This window comes from Butyribacter sp. (assembly GCF_056818865.1).
In genome coordinates this window covers 40,493-56,180 of the sequence record NZ_DBLYGC010000001.1, presented here as the reverse complement: position 1 = coordinate 56,180, position 15,688 = coordinate 40,493, and the positions used below count along the sequence as shown (strand labels likewise).

The 15,688-nt window shown below is 37.0% G+C and carries 11 protein-coding genes; 9 read left to right on the top strand and 2 right to left on the bottom strand.

Annotation, left to right across the window (positions count from 1 at the left end; translation table 11 throughout):
- Nucleotides 1-15 precede the first annotated feature (15 nt).
- The 6 genes from ACZLXV_RS00210 to argJ all read left to right on the top strand — a co-directional run bounded on the left by ACZLXV_RS00210 (nucleotide 16) and on the right by argJ (nucleotide 8,564).
- On the top strand, nucleotides 16-1,533 hold the full coding sequence (locus ACZLXV_RS00210; protein WP_482382124.1) for an RNA/DNA-binding domain-containing protein: 1,518 nt from the start codon (nucleotides 16-18) through the stop codon (nucleotides 1,531-1,533).
- A gap of 184 nt (nucleotides 1,534-1,717) precedes the next feature.
- Nucleotides 1,718-4,252, top strand: coding sequence for a heavy metal translocating P-type ATPase (locus ACZLXV_RS00205; RefSeq protein ID WP_482382123.1), 2,535 nt, complete (start codon nucleotides 1,718-1,720; stop codon nucleotides 4,250-4,252).
- 57 nt (nucleotides 4,253-4,309) lie between these two features.
- Nucleotides 4,310-5,347, top strand: a complete 1,038-nt coding sequence (locus tag ACZLXV_RS00200; protein ID WP_482382122.1) for a glycoside hydrolase family 5 protein — start codon at nucleotides 4,310-4,312, stop codon at nucleotides 5,345-5,347.
- 143 nt (nucleotides 5,348-5,490) lie between these two features.
- On the top strand, nucleotides 5,491-5,850 hold the full coding sequence (locus ACZLXV_RS00195; RefSeq protein WP_482382121.1) for a BlaI/MecI/CopY family transcriptional regulator: 360 nt from the start codon (nucleotides 5,491-5,493) through the stop codon (nucleotides 5,848-5,850).
- A 9-nt stretch (nucleotides 5,851-5,859) separates the two neighbouring features.
- A complete protein-coding gene (locus ACZLXV_RS00190; protein WP_482382120.1) occupies nucleotides 5,860-7,242 on the top strand; it encodes a M56 family metallopeptidase in 1,383 nt (460 codons plus the stop codon).
- Nucleotides 7,243-7,319: 77 nt separating this feature from the next.
- Nucleotides 7,320-8,564, top strand: a complete 1,245-nt coding sequence (argJ, locus tag ACZLXV_RS00185; RefSeq protein WP_482382119.1) for a bifunctional glutamate N-acetyltransferase/amino-acid acetyltransferase ArgJ — start codon at nucleotides 7,320-7,322, stop codon at nucleotides 8,562-8,564.
- Nucleotides 8,565-8,710: 146 nt separating this feature from the next.
- On the opposite strand, the gene ACZLXV_RS00180 is transcribed toward argJ, so the two are convergent.
- Both ACZLXV_RS00180 and ACZLXV_RS00175 read right to left on the bottom strand, forming a co-directional pair.
- The gene (locus tag ACZLXV_RS00180) at nucleotides 8,711-11,146 is read right to left on the bottom strand and encodes an ATP-dependent DNA helicase (RefSeq protein WP_482382118.1); all 2,436 of its coding nucleotides are present in this window, start codon (nucleotides 11,144-11,146) and stop codon (nucleotides 8,711-8,713) included.
- Nucleotides 11,147-11,162: 16 nt separating this feature from the next.
- Nucleotides 11,163-11,726 (bottom strand): restriction endonuclease, encoded by a 564-nt coding sequence (locus tag ACZLXV_RS00175; protein WP_482382117.1) that lies wholly within the window; start codon nucleotides 11,724-11,726, stop codon nucleotides 11,163-11,165.
- Nucleotides 11,727-12,011: 285 nt separating this feature from the next.
- Between ACZLXV_RS00175 and ACZLXV_RS00170 the strand changes: the two genes are divergently transcribed.
- The 3 genes from ACZLXV_RS00170 to metG all read left to right on the top strand — a co-directional run bounded on the left by ACZLXV_RS00170 (nucleotide 12,012) and on the right by metG (nucleotide 15,686).
- A complete protein-coding gene (locus tag ACZLXV_RS00170; protein WP_482382116.1) occupies nucleotides 12,012-13,106 on the top strand; it encodes a hypothetical protein in 1,095 nt (364 codons plus the stop codon).
- 301 nt (nucleotides 13,107-13,407) lie between these two features.
- On the top strand, nucleotides 13,408-13,557 hold the full coding sequence (locus tag ACZLXV_RS00165) for a hypothetical protein (protein WP_367335629.1): 150 nt from the start codon (nucleotides 13,408-13,410) through the stop codon (nucleotides 13,555-13,557).
- Between the two features lie 137 nt (nucleotides 13,558-13,694).
- Entirely contained in the window at nucleotides 13,695-15,686 is a 1,992-nt protein-coding gene (gene metG / locus ACZLXV_RS00160; RefSeq protein ID WP_482382115.1) for a methionine--tRNA ligase, read from the top strand.
- Nucleotides 15,687-15,688: the final 2 nt, after the last annotated feature.

The following is a 15,688-nucleotide window of genomic DNA, read 5'->3' as shown; positions in this document are numbered from 1 at the left end:
AATGGAGATGACACTATGGAACTTGAAATGGATGTAGAGGATTTATTAAACAAAAGAAAATTAGAATCAGACCGAATAGAGTTTAAGACTGGGTGGAATCCTGACGATATCTACCATAGTGTCTGTGCATTCGCAAATGATTATAATAATGATGGCGGCGGTTATATTGTTGTAGGCGTTGAGGAAGAAAATGGTGTTGCCAAGCGTCCGGTAAAAGGTTTACCTGAATATATGTTGGATTCAATACAGAAAGATATGTTGGGGTACAATAATTTGATTTCTCCACCCTACTTTCCACAGGGGATACCAGCAGAAGTGGATAGAAAATGGATTTTTGTAATTGTTGTCAGAACAGGACAGCAGCGACCTTATAAATCACCAGAGCATGTAACAAGTAAGAAAGAAAAGAAGTACAATTATTATATTCGTTATCAGACAAGTTCTGTTAAGGCAAATAGTGAACAGGAGCGAGAACTGATTAATATGTCAGATCAAACCCCGTTTGATTGCAGAGCAAACCATAAGGCAACATTTGAGGATATTTCACCGGTGCTGTTAGAAGATCATTTGAGAAAAACTGGTAGTAAGCTTGCTAAACAGGTAAGGGAACGTGGTGTTGAGGAAATACTTAATGATATGCAGCTATTGGTTGGTCCTCCAGAACTCAGATATATTCAGAATGTGGCAATTATGATGTTCTGTGAGCATCCAGAAAAATTCTTTGGATATACTTATGTACAGATGACCTCTTTTCCTAAAGGAAGCATTGAAAATCCAAGTATTAGTGAAGATTTCCCTAATATTACAGGTTCGGTGCCTCAGATGATTCAGGCAACAATGGAAAGATTTCGTAATTTGATTATTCGAGAAAAGGTAATTAAAGTACCAAATCAGATGGAGGCATTAAGGATATTCAATTATCCATATCAGGCAATAGAGGAGGCTGTGGTAAATGCTTTTTATCACAGAGATTATATGTCCTTTGAACCAGTAACTATAGAGATAGAGCCGGATTGCATAAATATTATGAATTTTCCGGGGATAGACAGATCTATTTCAGAAAAAACGATAGCTGAGGGAAAGAGATTTGTTTCGAGATATTATAGAAATAGACGACTTGGAGAGTTTTTAAAAGAACTGGATTTATCAGAGGGACATTCTTCTGGCATACCAACAATACAGGAAGAACTTGAGAAGAATGGCTCACCAAGAGCGGAGTTCTTTACGGATGAAGATAGACGAGCTATGAGAATAAGAATTCCAATCCATCCGGCGTTTTTGGAAGCTGATGATGAAGTTTTGCTGCCAGATAGCTATGAAAAAGCGACGAAAAAATTATCAAAGAAAAAGATAGGACAATATGATAAAATTCTAAAATTATTGAATGATGGCGAGTGGCATAAAACGGCTGAAATAGCCGATAATATTGGACTAAAGGATACTAGAACAAAGGAATTATTAAAAGAATTAATAGTACTTGATAAACTCATCGATAATGGGAAAACAAAAGGCAAGTTGTACAGATTAAAATAATTCGTCGCTTTTTTCGTTTGAAAAGCGACGAAAAAAGCGACGAATTATTTATTCCTCATTGCTGTTTTTATATTATTTATACTTGCCTTTTAAATATAATTATGATATATTGAATACAACATATGAATAATTGTTCATATGAACACTGACTAAAATAAATTAAAAGACAAGGAGACCTCTTATTATGAAGAAGAAATATCATATAGAAGGTATTGACTGTGCGAATTGTGCAGCCAAAGTTGAGAAAAAGATGAATGACCTTCCGGATGTCAGTGTTACATTGACATTTGCAACAAGCCAGCTTTTGGTGGAAGCAGAAAATCCGGATGAGGTACTTCCGAAACTTAGAGAGATAGCAGATAAGATGGAACCGGGCACTGTGATAGAAGAGATTTCAAAGGCAAAGAAACACAGTGGAAAAAAGAAAACTCACCATCACCATGACGATGAAGATAGTTGTGATGACGACTGTTGCTGTCACGGAGAGCATGAGGAACATGAGCACCACCACCATCATCATGATGACGAAGATTGCTGTGATGGTGACTGTTGCTGCCACGGAGAACATGAAGGACATGAACATCACCACCACAAACATCTTGATGGGGTGACTAAGAAAAAATATCGTATAGAGGGTATTGATTGCCCAAATTGTGCGGCAAAAGTTGAGAGAAAGATGAATGAACTGCCGGATGTGGCGGTTACATTGACATTTGCGACCAGCCAGCTTTTGGTGGAGGCGAAAAACCCGGATGAGGTACTTCCAAAACTTAGAGAAATAGCAGATAAGATGGAACCCGGAACTGTTATTGAAGAATACAGCAGTGAAAAAAAGACATCGGTTGAAGCGGATGAAGATGGAGGCGACGATGATGTCAAAGTGGAACTTATAAAAATTGCGATCGGTGCATTTGTTTTTATAGGTGGTGTTGTCTGTCAGAAATATCTTAATGTTATACCGGCTGTGTATATAGAACTTTTTGTTGTATCATATATTATACTTGGCGGTGAAGTTGTTTTAAAAGCTGTTAAAAATCTTTTTCGAGGTAAATTATTTGATGAAAACTTCCTTATGAGCATTGCTACCATTGGTGCATTTGCTACAGGTGAATATCCGGAAGCAGTAGGCGTTATGCTGTTTTATGAAATCGGTGAACTTTTTGAGGATATTGCGGTTGGAAAAAGCCGTAAACAGATTATGGAAGCAGTTGATATGCGTCCTGAGGTTGTAAGGTATATAGATGGGGATAATGTAATAGAACTTGACCCTGAAGAAATAGAGATTGGAGACATTATAGAAGTACGACCGGGTGACAGAATACCACTTGACGGAGTTGTTGTTAAAGGAGACAGCCGTATTGATACTTCTGCGGTGACAGGTGAGCCTGTTCCGGTAGGAGTAAAAGAGGGAAGTGAAGTTGTTTCAGGTTGCGTAAACATGTCGGGTCTTATATATGTAAAAGTTGAAAAGCTTTTGGAAGAGTCGATGGTAAGCCGTATTCTTGAAGCAGTTGAAAATGCGGCGGCATCGAAACCTAAGATTGACAGATTTATAAGTAAATTTGCGAGAATTTATACACCTATCGTTGTATTTGCTGCTTTGGCTACAGCAGTTATACCGTCACTTATAACAGGAAACTGGCATTACTGGGTATATACAGCACTTACTTTCCTTGTTATAAGCTGTCCGTGTGCTCTTGTTTTAAGTGTACCACTTGCATTCTTTGCGGGAATAGGAGCAGGTTCCAAAAAAGGAATTTTGTTTAAAGGCGGAGTTTCACTTGAGTCACTTGCTGAAGTAAAAGCAGTTGTTATGGATAAAACAGGAACAGTAACAGAGGGAAATTTCAAGGTAGCACAGATAGTAAGTGATGGAAATTATGCCGAGGACAGAATACTTGCTTTTGCGGGTGCGGCAGAGAGCCGTTCGACACATCCAATCGCAACAAGTATTATGGAAGAGGTGAAGAAAAGAAGACTTGAAATACCTGAGGTAAAAGATATAAAAGAAATTTCCGGAAAAGGAATGGAAGTTACGCTGGATGATGGAATGCTTTTATGTGGAAATATTGAGCTTCTGACAATGAAAGGAATAGAAGTTCCAAGTAAAGCTAAAGAAATTTATGGAACAGAAGTATTGCTTGCATTTAATGAAAAATACATTGGTTATATAGTTATCAATGATAAGATAAAATCAGACTCTAAACAGGCAATAAGTGACATAAAGAGATATGGACTTTGGACGGCAATGCTTACAGGTGATGCAAAAAAGAATGCTGAGATGGTAGCTAAAGAGGCAGGAATAGATATTTGTTATGCAAAACAGCTTCCACAGGATAAACTTAATAACCTTTCAAAAATCCGTGAGGAAAAAGGTGCTGTTATGTTTGTCGGCGATGGAATAAATGATGCCCCTGTTCTTGCCGGAGCTGATGTAGGAGCAGCAATGGGAAGTGGAGCAGATGCAGCAATTGAAGCGGCAGATGTTGTGTTTATGAATTCAAGACTTTCGGCTATACCTGAGAGTATAAAGATTGCGAAGAAAACAAAAGCAATTGCAATGCAGAATGTAATAGGTGCACTTGTAATCAAGGCACTTGTAATGATTCTTGGATTTGCGGGAATTGCTTCAATGTGGATGGCAGTATTTGCCGATTCCGGTGTGGCAATGATATGTGTACTCAATTCGGTAAGGATTTTGTTCGGAAAGAAAAAATAAAAAGATTGAGAAAAAAGTAACGATTTAAAAGCATGAAATGGAGAAAAGGATGATTATATGGAGAAGATACGGCATAAATTATTAAAAAAAATTATAAGTCTGTTTTTAATAATTGCAATGGGAACAGTAAGTGTTCAGTCTTTGTCATTTAATTCTGAATATTGTAAAGCAGCGGCATATGTACAAAAACATGGCAGATTGAAAGTTAAGGGAACAAATATAGCAGACAAAAACGGAAAGACAGTCAGATTAAAAGGTGTCAGTTCACATGGAATAAACTGGGATGTCGGATATCCGTACATTACTGAGAAAACATTTAAAACATTGCGTGACAAATGGAAAGTAAACACGGTAAGGCTTGCAATGTACACGCAGGATTACAACGGATATTGTGTGACTGATGTATCAAGCCGCAAAAAGCTGCTTGATACCATAGATACCGGTGTAAAAGCCGCAAAAAAACTTGGTTTGTATGTGATAATAGACTGGCATGTTTTAAATGACCGGACACCTTTAAAATATCAGGAAAAGGCTAAAAAATTTTTTGCTCAAATGTCAAAAAAATATGCATCCTATCAAAATGTGCTCTATGAGATATGCAATGAGCCAAATGGAGGGACAACCTGGTCTGATATTAAAAAATATGCAAAAAAGGTAATTCCTGTTATAAGAAAAAATGATAAAAACGGCATTATAATTGTAGGAACTCCAAATTGGTCGCAAGATGTTGATATTGCGGCAAAAAGTCCGATAAAAGGATACAAAAACATTATGTATTCAATACATTTTTATGCGGCAACACATGGGGACAGTTATAGGGATAAACTTAAAACAGCACATAAAAACGGGCTGCCTGTAATCTGTACAGAGTTTGGTACATGCGATTCAAGCGGAAACGGAAAATATGATTTTTCAAGTGCTAATAAATGGATTAAGCTTATGAACAGTTATAATATGGGATATGTTTGCTGGAGCCTTAGTAATAAGCCTGAAAGCGCATCGCTTTTAAAAGCGTCATGCAAAAAGACAAGCGGATTTACCGGTAATGATTTGAGTGGTCAGGGTAAATGGCTGGTCGGGAAGTATAAGAAATAATAATATAAACAGTTGTGCACAACTGTTCACAGAATTAACACAAAAATAATATTGACTAAAAATGACTATCGTGATAGTATAAAAACGTAATAACTATTGCAATAGTCATTTTTTATAAACCGAAAACACAGGGAGGAATTACCATGGGAATAAAGCTTTATGATTCAGAACTGAAAGTTATGGAGATTTTATGGAAAGAGGGTGAATTGACAGCAGGACAGATAGCAAAAATTTTAAAAGAAGAAATAGGGTGGAATAGAAATACCACATATACAGTTATTAAAAAATGTATTGAAAAAGGCGCTGTTGAAAGAATTGAACCGAAATTCAGATGCAGAGCACTTATTTCAAAGAAAGATGCACAGGAATATGAGACAGAGGAACTTATAGACCGTATGTTTGAAGGGTCAAAAAAGAATTTTTTTGCGGCAATGTTGTCTGAGGACAGATTGACGGCAGAAGAACTGGAGCAGTTGAAAGATATGGTAAATCAAATGAAGTGAGGTGTTTAAATGCTTATAGACATGAGTGTTTCGGCAGGAGTGCTTATTATACTTACGATTATTTTAGAAAAAGCTGTCGGGAATTATTTTTCAAAAAGATTTATCGTTACAATGTGGAAAATTGTTTTACTTCGTTTGATAATACCGGTTAATCTTCCGATAACAATTGGTATTGCAAAGCCTTTCATTGGAGTGGTCAGAGGAGCAAAAAATATTTTGGGTGGGCTTTTTAGGAGTGAAAATAAGTCCGGGATATATTATGCAGCAGGGACATCAGTGATGTCGAAGCCGCAAAATCTGTATTCTGAAAATAATAATATAAATTTAGTGTTGACAGGGTGGGGACTTGTGGCAGTTGTTTTAATTGTGTTTTTTGCAGTTTCATATTATAGGGAGTACAAAAAGTTTAAAGCTGCATTACCATTACAGGAGGAACTTGAGCAGAATATCAGGCAGATGAAAATTTTGCCGAAACATGTAAAACTTTATGTTTCTGATATGACAGCGACACCGATAACATTTGGAATTATACATCCGGAGATAATATTTCCAAAAATATTTATGAGATTGAAAAAATCGGACGGGTTGTCTTCTGGTCAAGACAATGAAATAAAATACGTGTTGATGCATGAAAGTATTCATATAAAATATGCGGATAACATTTGGAAACTGGCGGTGATTTTTGCAGTTTGTATTCATTGGTTCAATCCTCTTGTATGGCTGATGTATATTTTTATGAACCGTGATATTGAAATGGCTTGTGATGAGCGGGTGATATTGAGATGCGGTGAAGATTTCAGGAAAGAATATGCAATGGTGCTTTTGAACCTTGCGGAAAAACAGTGTAGATTATCATTCTTTGCCAACGGTTTTGGAAAGAATGCAGTAAAAGAAAGGATAGTGGCTATTATGAAATTTAAGAAAACAACAACAATCGGAGCGTTAGGAGCAGCAATTATACTTGCAGGAGCCGTGACAGTATTTTCACAGAACGGTATTGCACAAGCTTTCACAGAAGCAAATAGTAACGGAGAGATAAAAACGGAGCAGGTATCGGCAAAAAAACAGTCCGTTGCAGATGATGAAACAAAGAAATCCGGTAAAGTAGAAAGAACTGCTAATAATAAAGCACAGGTAAAATCAGACGAGAAGGACGTAAGCGAGACACCTGAAAAAAATAAAGACTCAAAAGTTGTAGTTGAAATAAATGATGCCGAAGAAAACGGAAATGCAACGGGTAATTCAGCTTCATGCACAGCATATGCCGATGGAAGTGTAACATATTATGTAGACGGAAAACAGGTGGACTTAACAAAGGATGAACTTGATAAACTCGAAAAAAACGGTAAAGTTACAATAAATGTAAACTTAAAAAGTGCAAAACAAAAATAAGTATAAAAAGTAAGTATTGTTAAAATCTCAAAAAAGAGTTAAGATGTTTAATAATGCAGAAAAACAGGAGGCTCATAATGACTAAAGAGATTTTTGACGGATATAAATATATTGAAGGTGGAGTATGTGCTGCTAAAGGTTTTGTCGCAAACGGACTTAACTGCGGTATAAATCCGGTTAAGGAAAAGTTTGACCTTGGTGTTGTGTACAGTGAAAAAGAGTGTAATGCGGCAGGTGTTTATACTCAGAATAAAGTAAAAGGTGCACCGATAATTGTTACTAAAAAGCATCTTGAAAAGAGCGGCGGCAAAGCAAAAGCAGTTATTGTCAATTCAAAAAACGCAAATACATGTAATGCTGACGGTGAGGAGATTGCAGAGAAAGTTTCTGAGCTTCTTGCAGACGCAATAGGAATTAAGCCTGAGGAAGTAATAGTTGCTTCAACAGGAGTTATAGGACAGAGACTTTCAGTAAAACCTTTTGAAGATTATATGCAGCAGCTTGTTGACGGAATGACAGCAGACGGTCATACAGCGGCAGCAGATGCGATTATGACAACAGATACTGTTCGCAAGGAAGTTGCTGTGGAGTTTGAGATTGATGGAAAAGTTTGTCATCTCGGCGGTATGGCAAAAGGAAGTGGAATGATTCATCCGAATATGGCGACAACGCTCAATTTTGTGACAACAGATACAGCTATTTCATCGGAAATGGTTCAGAAAGCACTTAGCGAAATAGTCAAGATTACATATAACTGCCTCAGCATAGACGGAGATACATCTACAAATGATATGGTAAGTGTCATGGCAAACGGACTTGCAGGAAATAAAGAGATTGTAGCTGAAGATGAAAACTACGAAAAGTTCAAGAAAGCTCTTTATATTGTAATGTCAAACATGACGAAAATGCTTGCAGCAGATGGTGAGGGTGCTTCAAAGCTGCTTGAGTGTACCTGCTGTGGTGCACCTGACATGGAAACAGCAATAATTGTAGCAAAAAGTGTTATCAGAAGCCCGTTATTCAAATGTGCAATGTTTGGAGAAGATGCAAACTGGGGAAGAATTCTTTGTGCCATCGGATATGCAGAAGCAGAATTTGATATTTCAAAAGTCAGTGTATCACTTCGCTCAGAAGTTGGCAGTGTGAAAGTATGTGAGAATGGAGCAGGAGTTGAGTTTTCAGAGGATGAAGCAGCAAAACTTCTTGCAAAAGACGAAATATTTATAGACGTTAATCTTGGTCAGGGAGAAGCCAGTGCGAAAGCATGGGGATGTGACCTTACTTATGATTATGTTAAGATTAACGGAGATTATCGTTCGTAATTATGGGTGTTTAAAACGTATATTAATGTCAAATGTATATTAAAATTCAAAAAAGCTGGTTCTAAGTATGAATCAGCTTTTTTGAATAAATTTTAATAATCTATTATATAATATCCACTTTTATGATGTTCGGTCAGACTGTAGCATTAATCTTTCCAAAATTCCTCTACACGTTTTCTCATACTATTCTTCGTGACAACTTCATACGGGTACCATTCCTTAGGAAACAATTTTTGATATGATGCCTGCGTAAATCTTTCATCAAGCAAAAGGATTGCACCCCTGTCGGTATCGGTTCTTATGACTCGTCCGGCTGATTGTAAAACTTTGTTCATACCGGGGTAGCGGTACGAATAGTCAAAACCGGGTTTATCTTCTCTGTCGAAATAGTCCTTGAAAAGTTCATTTTCATTGCAGACCATTGGAAGTCCGGTTCCAACGATAATTGCGCCTATAAGTCTGTTTTCTTTTAAATCAATTCCCTCACCGAATATACCTCCCATAACACAAAAGCCGAGAGTTGTTTTGGTGGGATTTTCTTTGAAATTGTTCAAAAATTCTTCACGCTGTTGTTCGTTCATCGAAGATGACTGAATGTAAATGTCAGGTTCAAAATCTAAATTTTCTTCAACAAATTGAAGTACATCATCAATCATTTTGTATGATGAGAAAAATATAAGATAATTTCCCATTTTTGCAGATATAAAATCAGTAATATAACCGGCAATTTTTTTGTACTCTGCCGGACCTCTCCTTGTGTATTTTGTACTGACATCCCGACCAATCATTATAAGTCTGTTTTCAGGAGAAAATGGAGACGGAGCATAGACCGCATAATCATCTGTTCCTCCGGCAAGCTGTTCCATATAATATTTAATAGGAAGAAATGTTGCTGAAAAGAAAATACTGCATCTTCCTTTTTTTAAGTAGCTGTCAAGATTGGTGGAGGGGTCCATACATTGAAGACGTAGTCTGAAATTTCCATCTTCTGAGTAATCAGAATAAATAATATACTTATCGTCAAGCAGTTCATATGTATTTAGAAATGCCCTTACTGAAAAATAAAAATCAAGTATTTTCTCTCTTGTATCAGGAACAAGTTCAGAATTATTCACGCCATCAAATTCCATTAAATTTATCTGTCCTTTTACATTGTTTGAACCATGCTTATTATTGCGGGAGTCCTGCAGATATTCGTCGAGATAATTTGCAAGCTGCATAAGTCTGATAACAAAATCTTCAATATCTATAAGCTGCCATTCGGTAAGAACATCACAGTCACGTTTGAGAGCAAGAAGCGATTTGTTGCAGCGCTCAATGGCATTTGTAATTTTTTTGCTCATAAATTTTGTAAGTTTTTTTATTGAAAGAAAATCCTCCTTTATGAGAGCAGCCGAGTACATTTCTCTGGCTCTGTCAACAAGATTGTGGGCTTCATCTATAAGAAAAATATAGTTGTTTGATGTTGTGTCCGTACCAAAAAAACGCTTTAGACATGCATTTGGGTCAAAAGCGTAATTGTAATCACCAATGACAGCATCAACCCATGTGGATATATCAAGACACATTTCAAAAGGACAGACATTGTGCTTTTCGGCATATGTTGATACAATTTCCCTTGTTATATGTTCTTCATGAGTTATGACGTCAAAAACAGCATCATTTACTCTGTCAAAGTGTCCCAGTGCTCTCGGGCACGAACCGGGATTGCATGTAGGTTTATCAAGAATACATATTTTTTCTTTTGCTGTAATAGTTACATATTTGAGATGTACGCCGTTATCCAAAAGAATATTAAATGCGTCCTGTGCCACTGTGCGGGTTATCGTTTTTGCTGTGAGGTAAAACAGTTTTTCGCTGAGTTCTTCGCCCATTGCCTTGACAGCCGGAAAGATAGTTGAGATTGTTTTTCCGACACCTGTCGGAGCTTCTATATAAAGTCTTTTTTTTCTAAGAATTGTCTGATAAACACCTTTTACAAGAGTGTTTTGGCCGGGACGGTATTCAAAAGGAAATTCAATATTTTTTATTGAAATGTTTCTTTTTTCATGCCATTTGAGCTCCCATGACGCCCACTTTGCATATTCATGTAAAAGCTCATAAAACCATTTTTCAAGTGTCTTAAAATCAATATATTCATTAAAGCGTTTGATTTCTTCGGTTGGGATATGGCAATAAGTCATCTGTATACCGATACCTTCAAGACTGTGTTCGCATGCCCATATATAACCATAACAAAGAGCCTGTGCTCTGTGAACTTCAATGGGATTTTCAATGGATGCAAGTTCCCTGTAAACACCTTTTATTTCATCAATATTATAACCGGTTTCGTTTGTGAAAATACCGTCGGCACGCCCCTCGACGCATATTTCAAAATTGATGTCGTCATAACTGATTGGAACAGTAATTGACAGCGCAACTTCAGCCTGATAACCTGATTTCATCTTACGTTGAATTTTTTTGTGTATACGTGCACCCTCCTGCATTGCATCGGGGTCTTTAAGCCCTGATGATGTAGTGAGATTACCACTTCTTAATATAAATTCAACAAGATTTCTGACTGATATTTTAATGGTGTTCATAAATCAAAATCTCCATTTATAATAATTCCTTAAACATTTCTCTGTCCCATAAAACCACACCGATTTTGTCAGCAAGCCTCTGTGCGGCTTTTGAAAAGTAACTGTTTGTAAGAACGACAGCAACATTACATTCATAAAAATCACGTCCGGCATAAACTTGCTGTACAGCGTCAATTCCGACAGGACCATTGTATCTTTTACATTGTATTGCATATATAATACCGTCTCTTTGAGCAATAACATCCACACCGAAATCACCACTGTTTTGGGTACTCTCGGCAATTTCAAAACCATTGGCAACAAGAATGTCGCAAGTAAGTTCTTCAAACTCAAAACCGTCCATATCATCAAAATCTACAGCATCATATATGCCTTTTTCAAAAAATCCTACATATTTTCGTGCTTTGCATATTTTGTAGACGCAGAAAAGAAAAAAACAAAACCAGATACCGATGGAACTGAGAATAAATTTTACTTCTTTATTTTTACTATAATAAAGGATAAATATTAAAATTACAAATGTGATAATAATATAAAAAGAATAAGTGACAATTTTTAAAATGTTTGTGTTGCGTTTCATTAGTAATCTCCTTCAAGAACATTTGTTCAAAGAGATTTTAACACTGTTGTTTAATAAAGTCAATTTCTGCGTTAATACATTCACCGCTCAATCAAACCATTTATGCACAATTTGTGGATAACTTGTGGATAACTTGCAAAAATCATGTGGAAAACAGGTGGAAATATGGTGGAATTGTTGTTGAATGATGTTGAGAAGTTTTGTATTTACTGCCGATATATAGAAAAAGGAGCTAAAAACATAGTGTTAAAAGTGTTAGATGTCTAAGAACAAGGAGGGAGTTTTATGGCAGTAGGTATAAATAATGCACTGTTTCAAACAGGACAAAATCATATAAACAGAAAAACAAAGAAGGACAAAGCTTTACAGAAAGATAATGTTCAGACAAGGGGAAGTAAGCAGGTGTCCGGCAAGCAGAATTACTCAAAATCCGGTGAGGTTTCGGATGATGCAGTCAGTACATACGCCGATATTACGACGAAAAATGGTATCGGAATTTCTGTTAAGTCTGACAATGGTATTGCAAATACCTATAAGACAAAAGATGATGGTGTTATTCTCCAACTGAGTGATGACAGCAATATAGAGATTGAGGACGACAGTGCGTCAGGTGATAAAAGCTCACAAAAGACGAAAAAGGAAGAAGAATATGAAAAGTTTCAAAAACAGCTTGAAGGATTAAAAGATATGCTTGAGCGAATGAAAGAGGCTCAGAAAAACGCTGCAAAAACAGAGACAAAGACGAAAAAAGTTTTAAATTACAGCTATAAAAAAGTATCTTCAAGTATTCAGGGGGCTAAAAGCGTATCACAGGCAAGTAATGCCGTTGCAAGTGCAAATTCAAATCTGTCGGCACTCAGGAGAAAAGCTGCAAGCGGCAATTATGATGCGGATGAATTAAACATTGCAATCTCACATGCAAAAAGAATGATAACTATTGCAAAAAAGAAACTTGCACATATAAAACAGGAAGTCATGAATAGAAAAGATGATGACAAGTATATTTCATCAAAGAAAGAAACGGTTGTCAAAATTCCGGATGAAAAGATAAGAGCAGAGCAGCAGAAAGAATTAAGAAAAATAGAAGACGAAATAAGAAAGCAGGAAAAAAGAGAGAAACAGGCTCACAGAGGAGAAGAAAACAGCAAGCTGATGGACGCAGATATCACATATCTTAAAGAAAAGATTGAAATATGGAAACGAGGTGGAGGTGATTTTGGGATAATGATGTCGCAGGTTCAGGGAGCATCATTAAGTATGGATATGTCACAGACGCTTGTGGATACATCAAAGCTTGCCACAGAGCAGATCGAGCTTTCTGCCGGAGAGAGTCCGGAAGGTCAGACAGAGATTGCGGCAAGTATAAATTTGTCGGTATAGAAATTCTTTTTGATAAAAAAAGCACATCAATCAATGTTATTTTGAGAAAAAACGAAATGTTAAAGCTGCAGGTACTTATGGCACTTTATGAGAATGAGGACAGCGAAAGAAATGTGTCATCAATAGCAAAGTCCTTAAAGTGGAACTGTAACTGCTACATTAACAGTTGACAAATACCAACCCACATATTAAAATACATTTATCTATGAATGAAAAAGGCTGTGAAAAGAAAAGTATGTTACAGAAAGTATTACAGAGAACCCGCAGAGTTGCTTAGTACATTATATATGGAAGTAACCCGTTGCTGAGAAAGGGCATATGGAATGTAGCAGAAGATGGTCTTGGAGCTGTACACTCTGAACATAATCTTATATTTATGCCGCAGATGAGGCGTAAATATAGTGATAGTATAGTAACGATAAAAGTAGGAGGTACCGGGTACGCCCGTTAAAGCGTGGCACTGTGATGGCAGTGGTTGAGGTTCGCATTCTGAAGTGCGGATGAATTAAAGTGGTAACGCGGTATAATCGCCTTTAAGAATATTTTATGATGTTCTTAAAGGCTTTTTTATTTTATAGGAGGTTCAAAATGGCAGAGAAAAAGAAATTTTATTTAACAACAGCGATTGCTTATACATCAGGTAAACCGCATATTGGAAACACATATGAGGCAGTTCTTGCAGACAGTATTGTAAGATTTAAAAGACAGCAGGGATATGATGTCCGTTTTCAGACAGGAACAGATGAGCATGGACAGAAGATTGAGATAAAAGCTGATGAAGCAGGTATAACACCAAAGAAATTTGTAGATGATGTATCAGGACAGATTAAATCAATTTGGGATTTAATGAATACTTCATATGATAAATTTATCAGAACAACTGACGAATACCATGAGAAGCAGGTTCAGAAAATATTTAAAAAGTTATATGAGCAGGGAGACATCTACAAGGGATATTATGAAGGAATGTACTGTACACCTTGTGAATCATTCTTTACATCATCACAGCTTGTAGATGGAAAGTGTCCTGACTGTGGAAGAGAATGTCAGCCGGCAAAAGAGGAAGCATATTTCCTTAAACTCAGCAATTATGCAGACAGACTTATTGAGCATATAAAGACACATCCTGAATTTATCCAGCCTGAATCACGCAAAAACGAGATGATGAATAACTTCCTTCTTCCGGGACTTCAGGATTTGTGTGTATCACGTACTTCATTTAAATGGGGCATTCCTGTAGACTTTGACCCGGGTCATGTTGTATATGTATGGGTTGATGCGCTCAGCAACTATATCACAGGACTTGGATACGATGTTGACGGAAACAACGATACAAGTGAAACAGGAACAGACCTTTTTGAAAAATTCTGGCCTGCAGACCTTCATCTTATAGGTAAAGATATTCTTAGATTCCATACAATTTATTGGCCAATCATGCTTATGGCACTTGGGCTTCCACTTCCAAAGCAGGTATTTGGTCACCCTTGGCTTCTTCAGGGAGAGGGTAAGATGAGTAAGTCAAAAGGAAACGTAATTTATGCAGACGACCTCGTAGATATGTTCGGAGTAGATGCTGTTCGTTACTTTGTACTTCATGAGATGCCATTTGAAAATGATGGTGTAATCACATGGGAACTCATGGTTGAGCGTATGAACTCAGACCTTGCAAACACACTTGGAAACCTTGTAAATAGAACAATTTCAATGACAAACAAGTATCTTGGCGGAGTTGCAGAGGATAAAGGAGCTGCTGAAAGCGTTGATGATGACCTTAAGTCATTCGTACTTTCCGTACCAAAGAAAGTTGAAGAAAAAATGGATAAGCTTCGTGTTGCAGATGCAATTACAGAAGTATTTGCAATCTTTAAGAGATGTAACAAATATATCGACGAGACAGAGCCTTGGGTACTGGGCAAAGATGAGTCAAAGAAAGACAGACTTTCAACAGTTCTTTACAACCTTATTGAGAGTATTACTATCGGTGCAAGTCTTTTGAAATCATTTATGCCTGACACAACAGAGAAGATTTTAAAACAGCTCAACACAACAGAGCGTACACTTGAAGATATGGATAAATTCGGTCTTTATGAATCAGGAACAAAGGTAACAGATGCACCTGAAATTCTCTTTATGAGATTGGACGTAAAAGAAGTGCTTGCAAAAGCTGAGGAAATTCAGGCAGCGCAGAAAGCGGCCGCCGGTGCAGCAGAAGAAGCAGAGTCAGATGAGGAAGTAATAGACATAGAAGCAAAACCTGAAATTACATTTGATGATTTTGAGAAAATGCAGTTCCAGGTAGGAGAGATAATCGCATGTGAGGAAGTTAAGAAGTCAAAGAAACTTCTCTGCTCACAGGTAAAAATCGGAAGTGAAGTAAAACAAATCGTATCAGGAATTAAAAAGCATTACTCTGCAGAAGAGATGGTTGGCAAAAAGGTAATGGTACTTGTAAACCTTAAACCGGCTAAACTTGCAGGAGTATTATCAGAGGGAATGTTGCTTTGCGCAGAAGATGCAGAAGGAAATCTGTCGCTTATGACACCTGAAAAGAAAATGCCGGCAGGAGCAGAAATCTGCTAGTG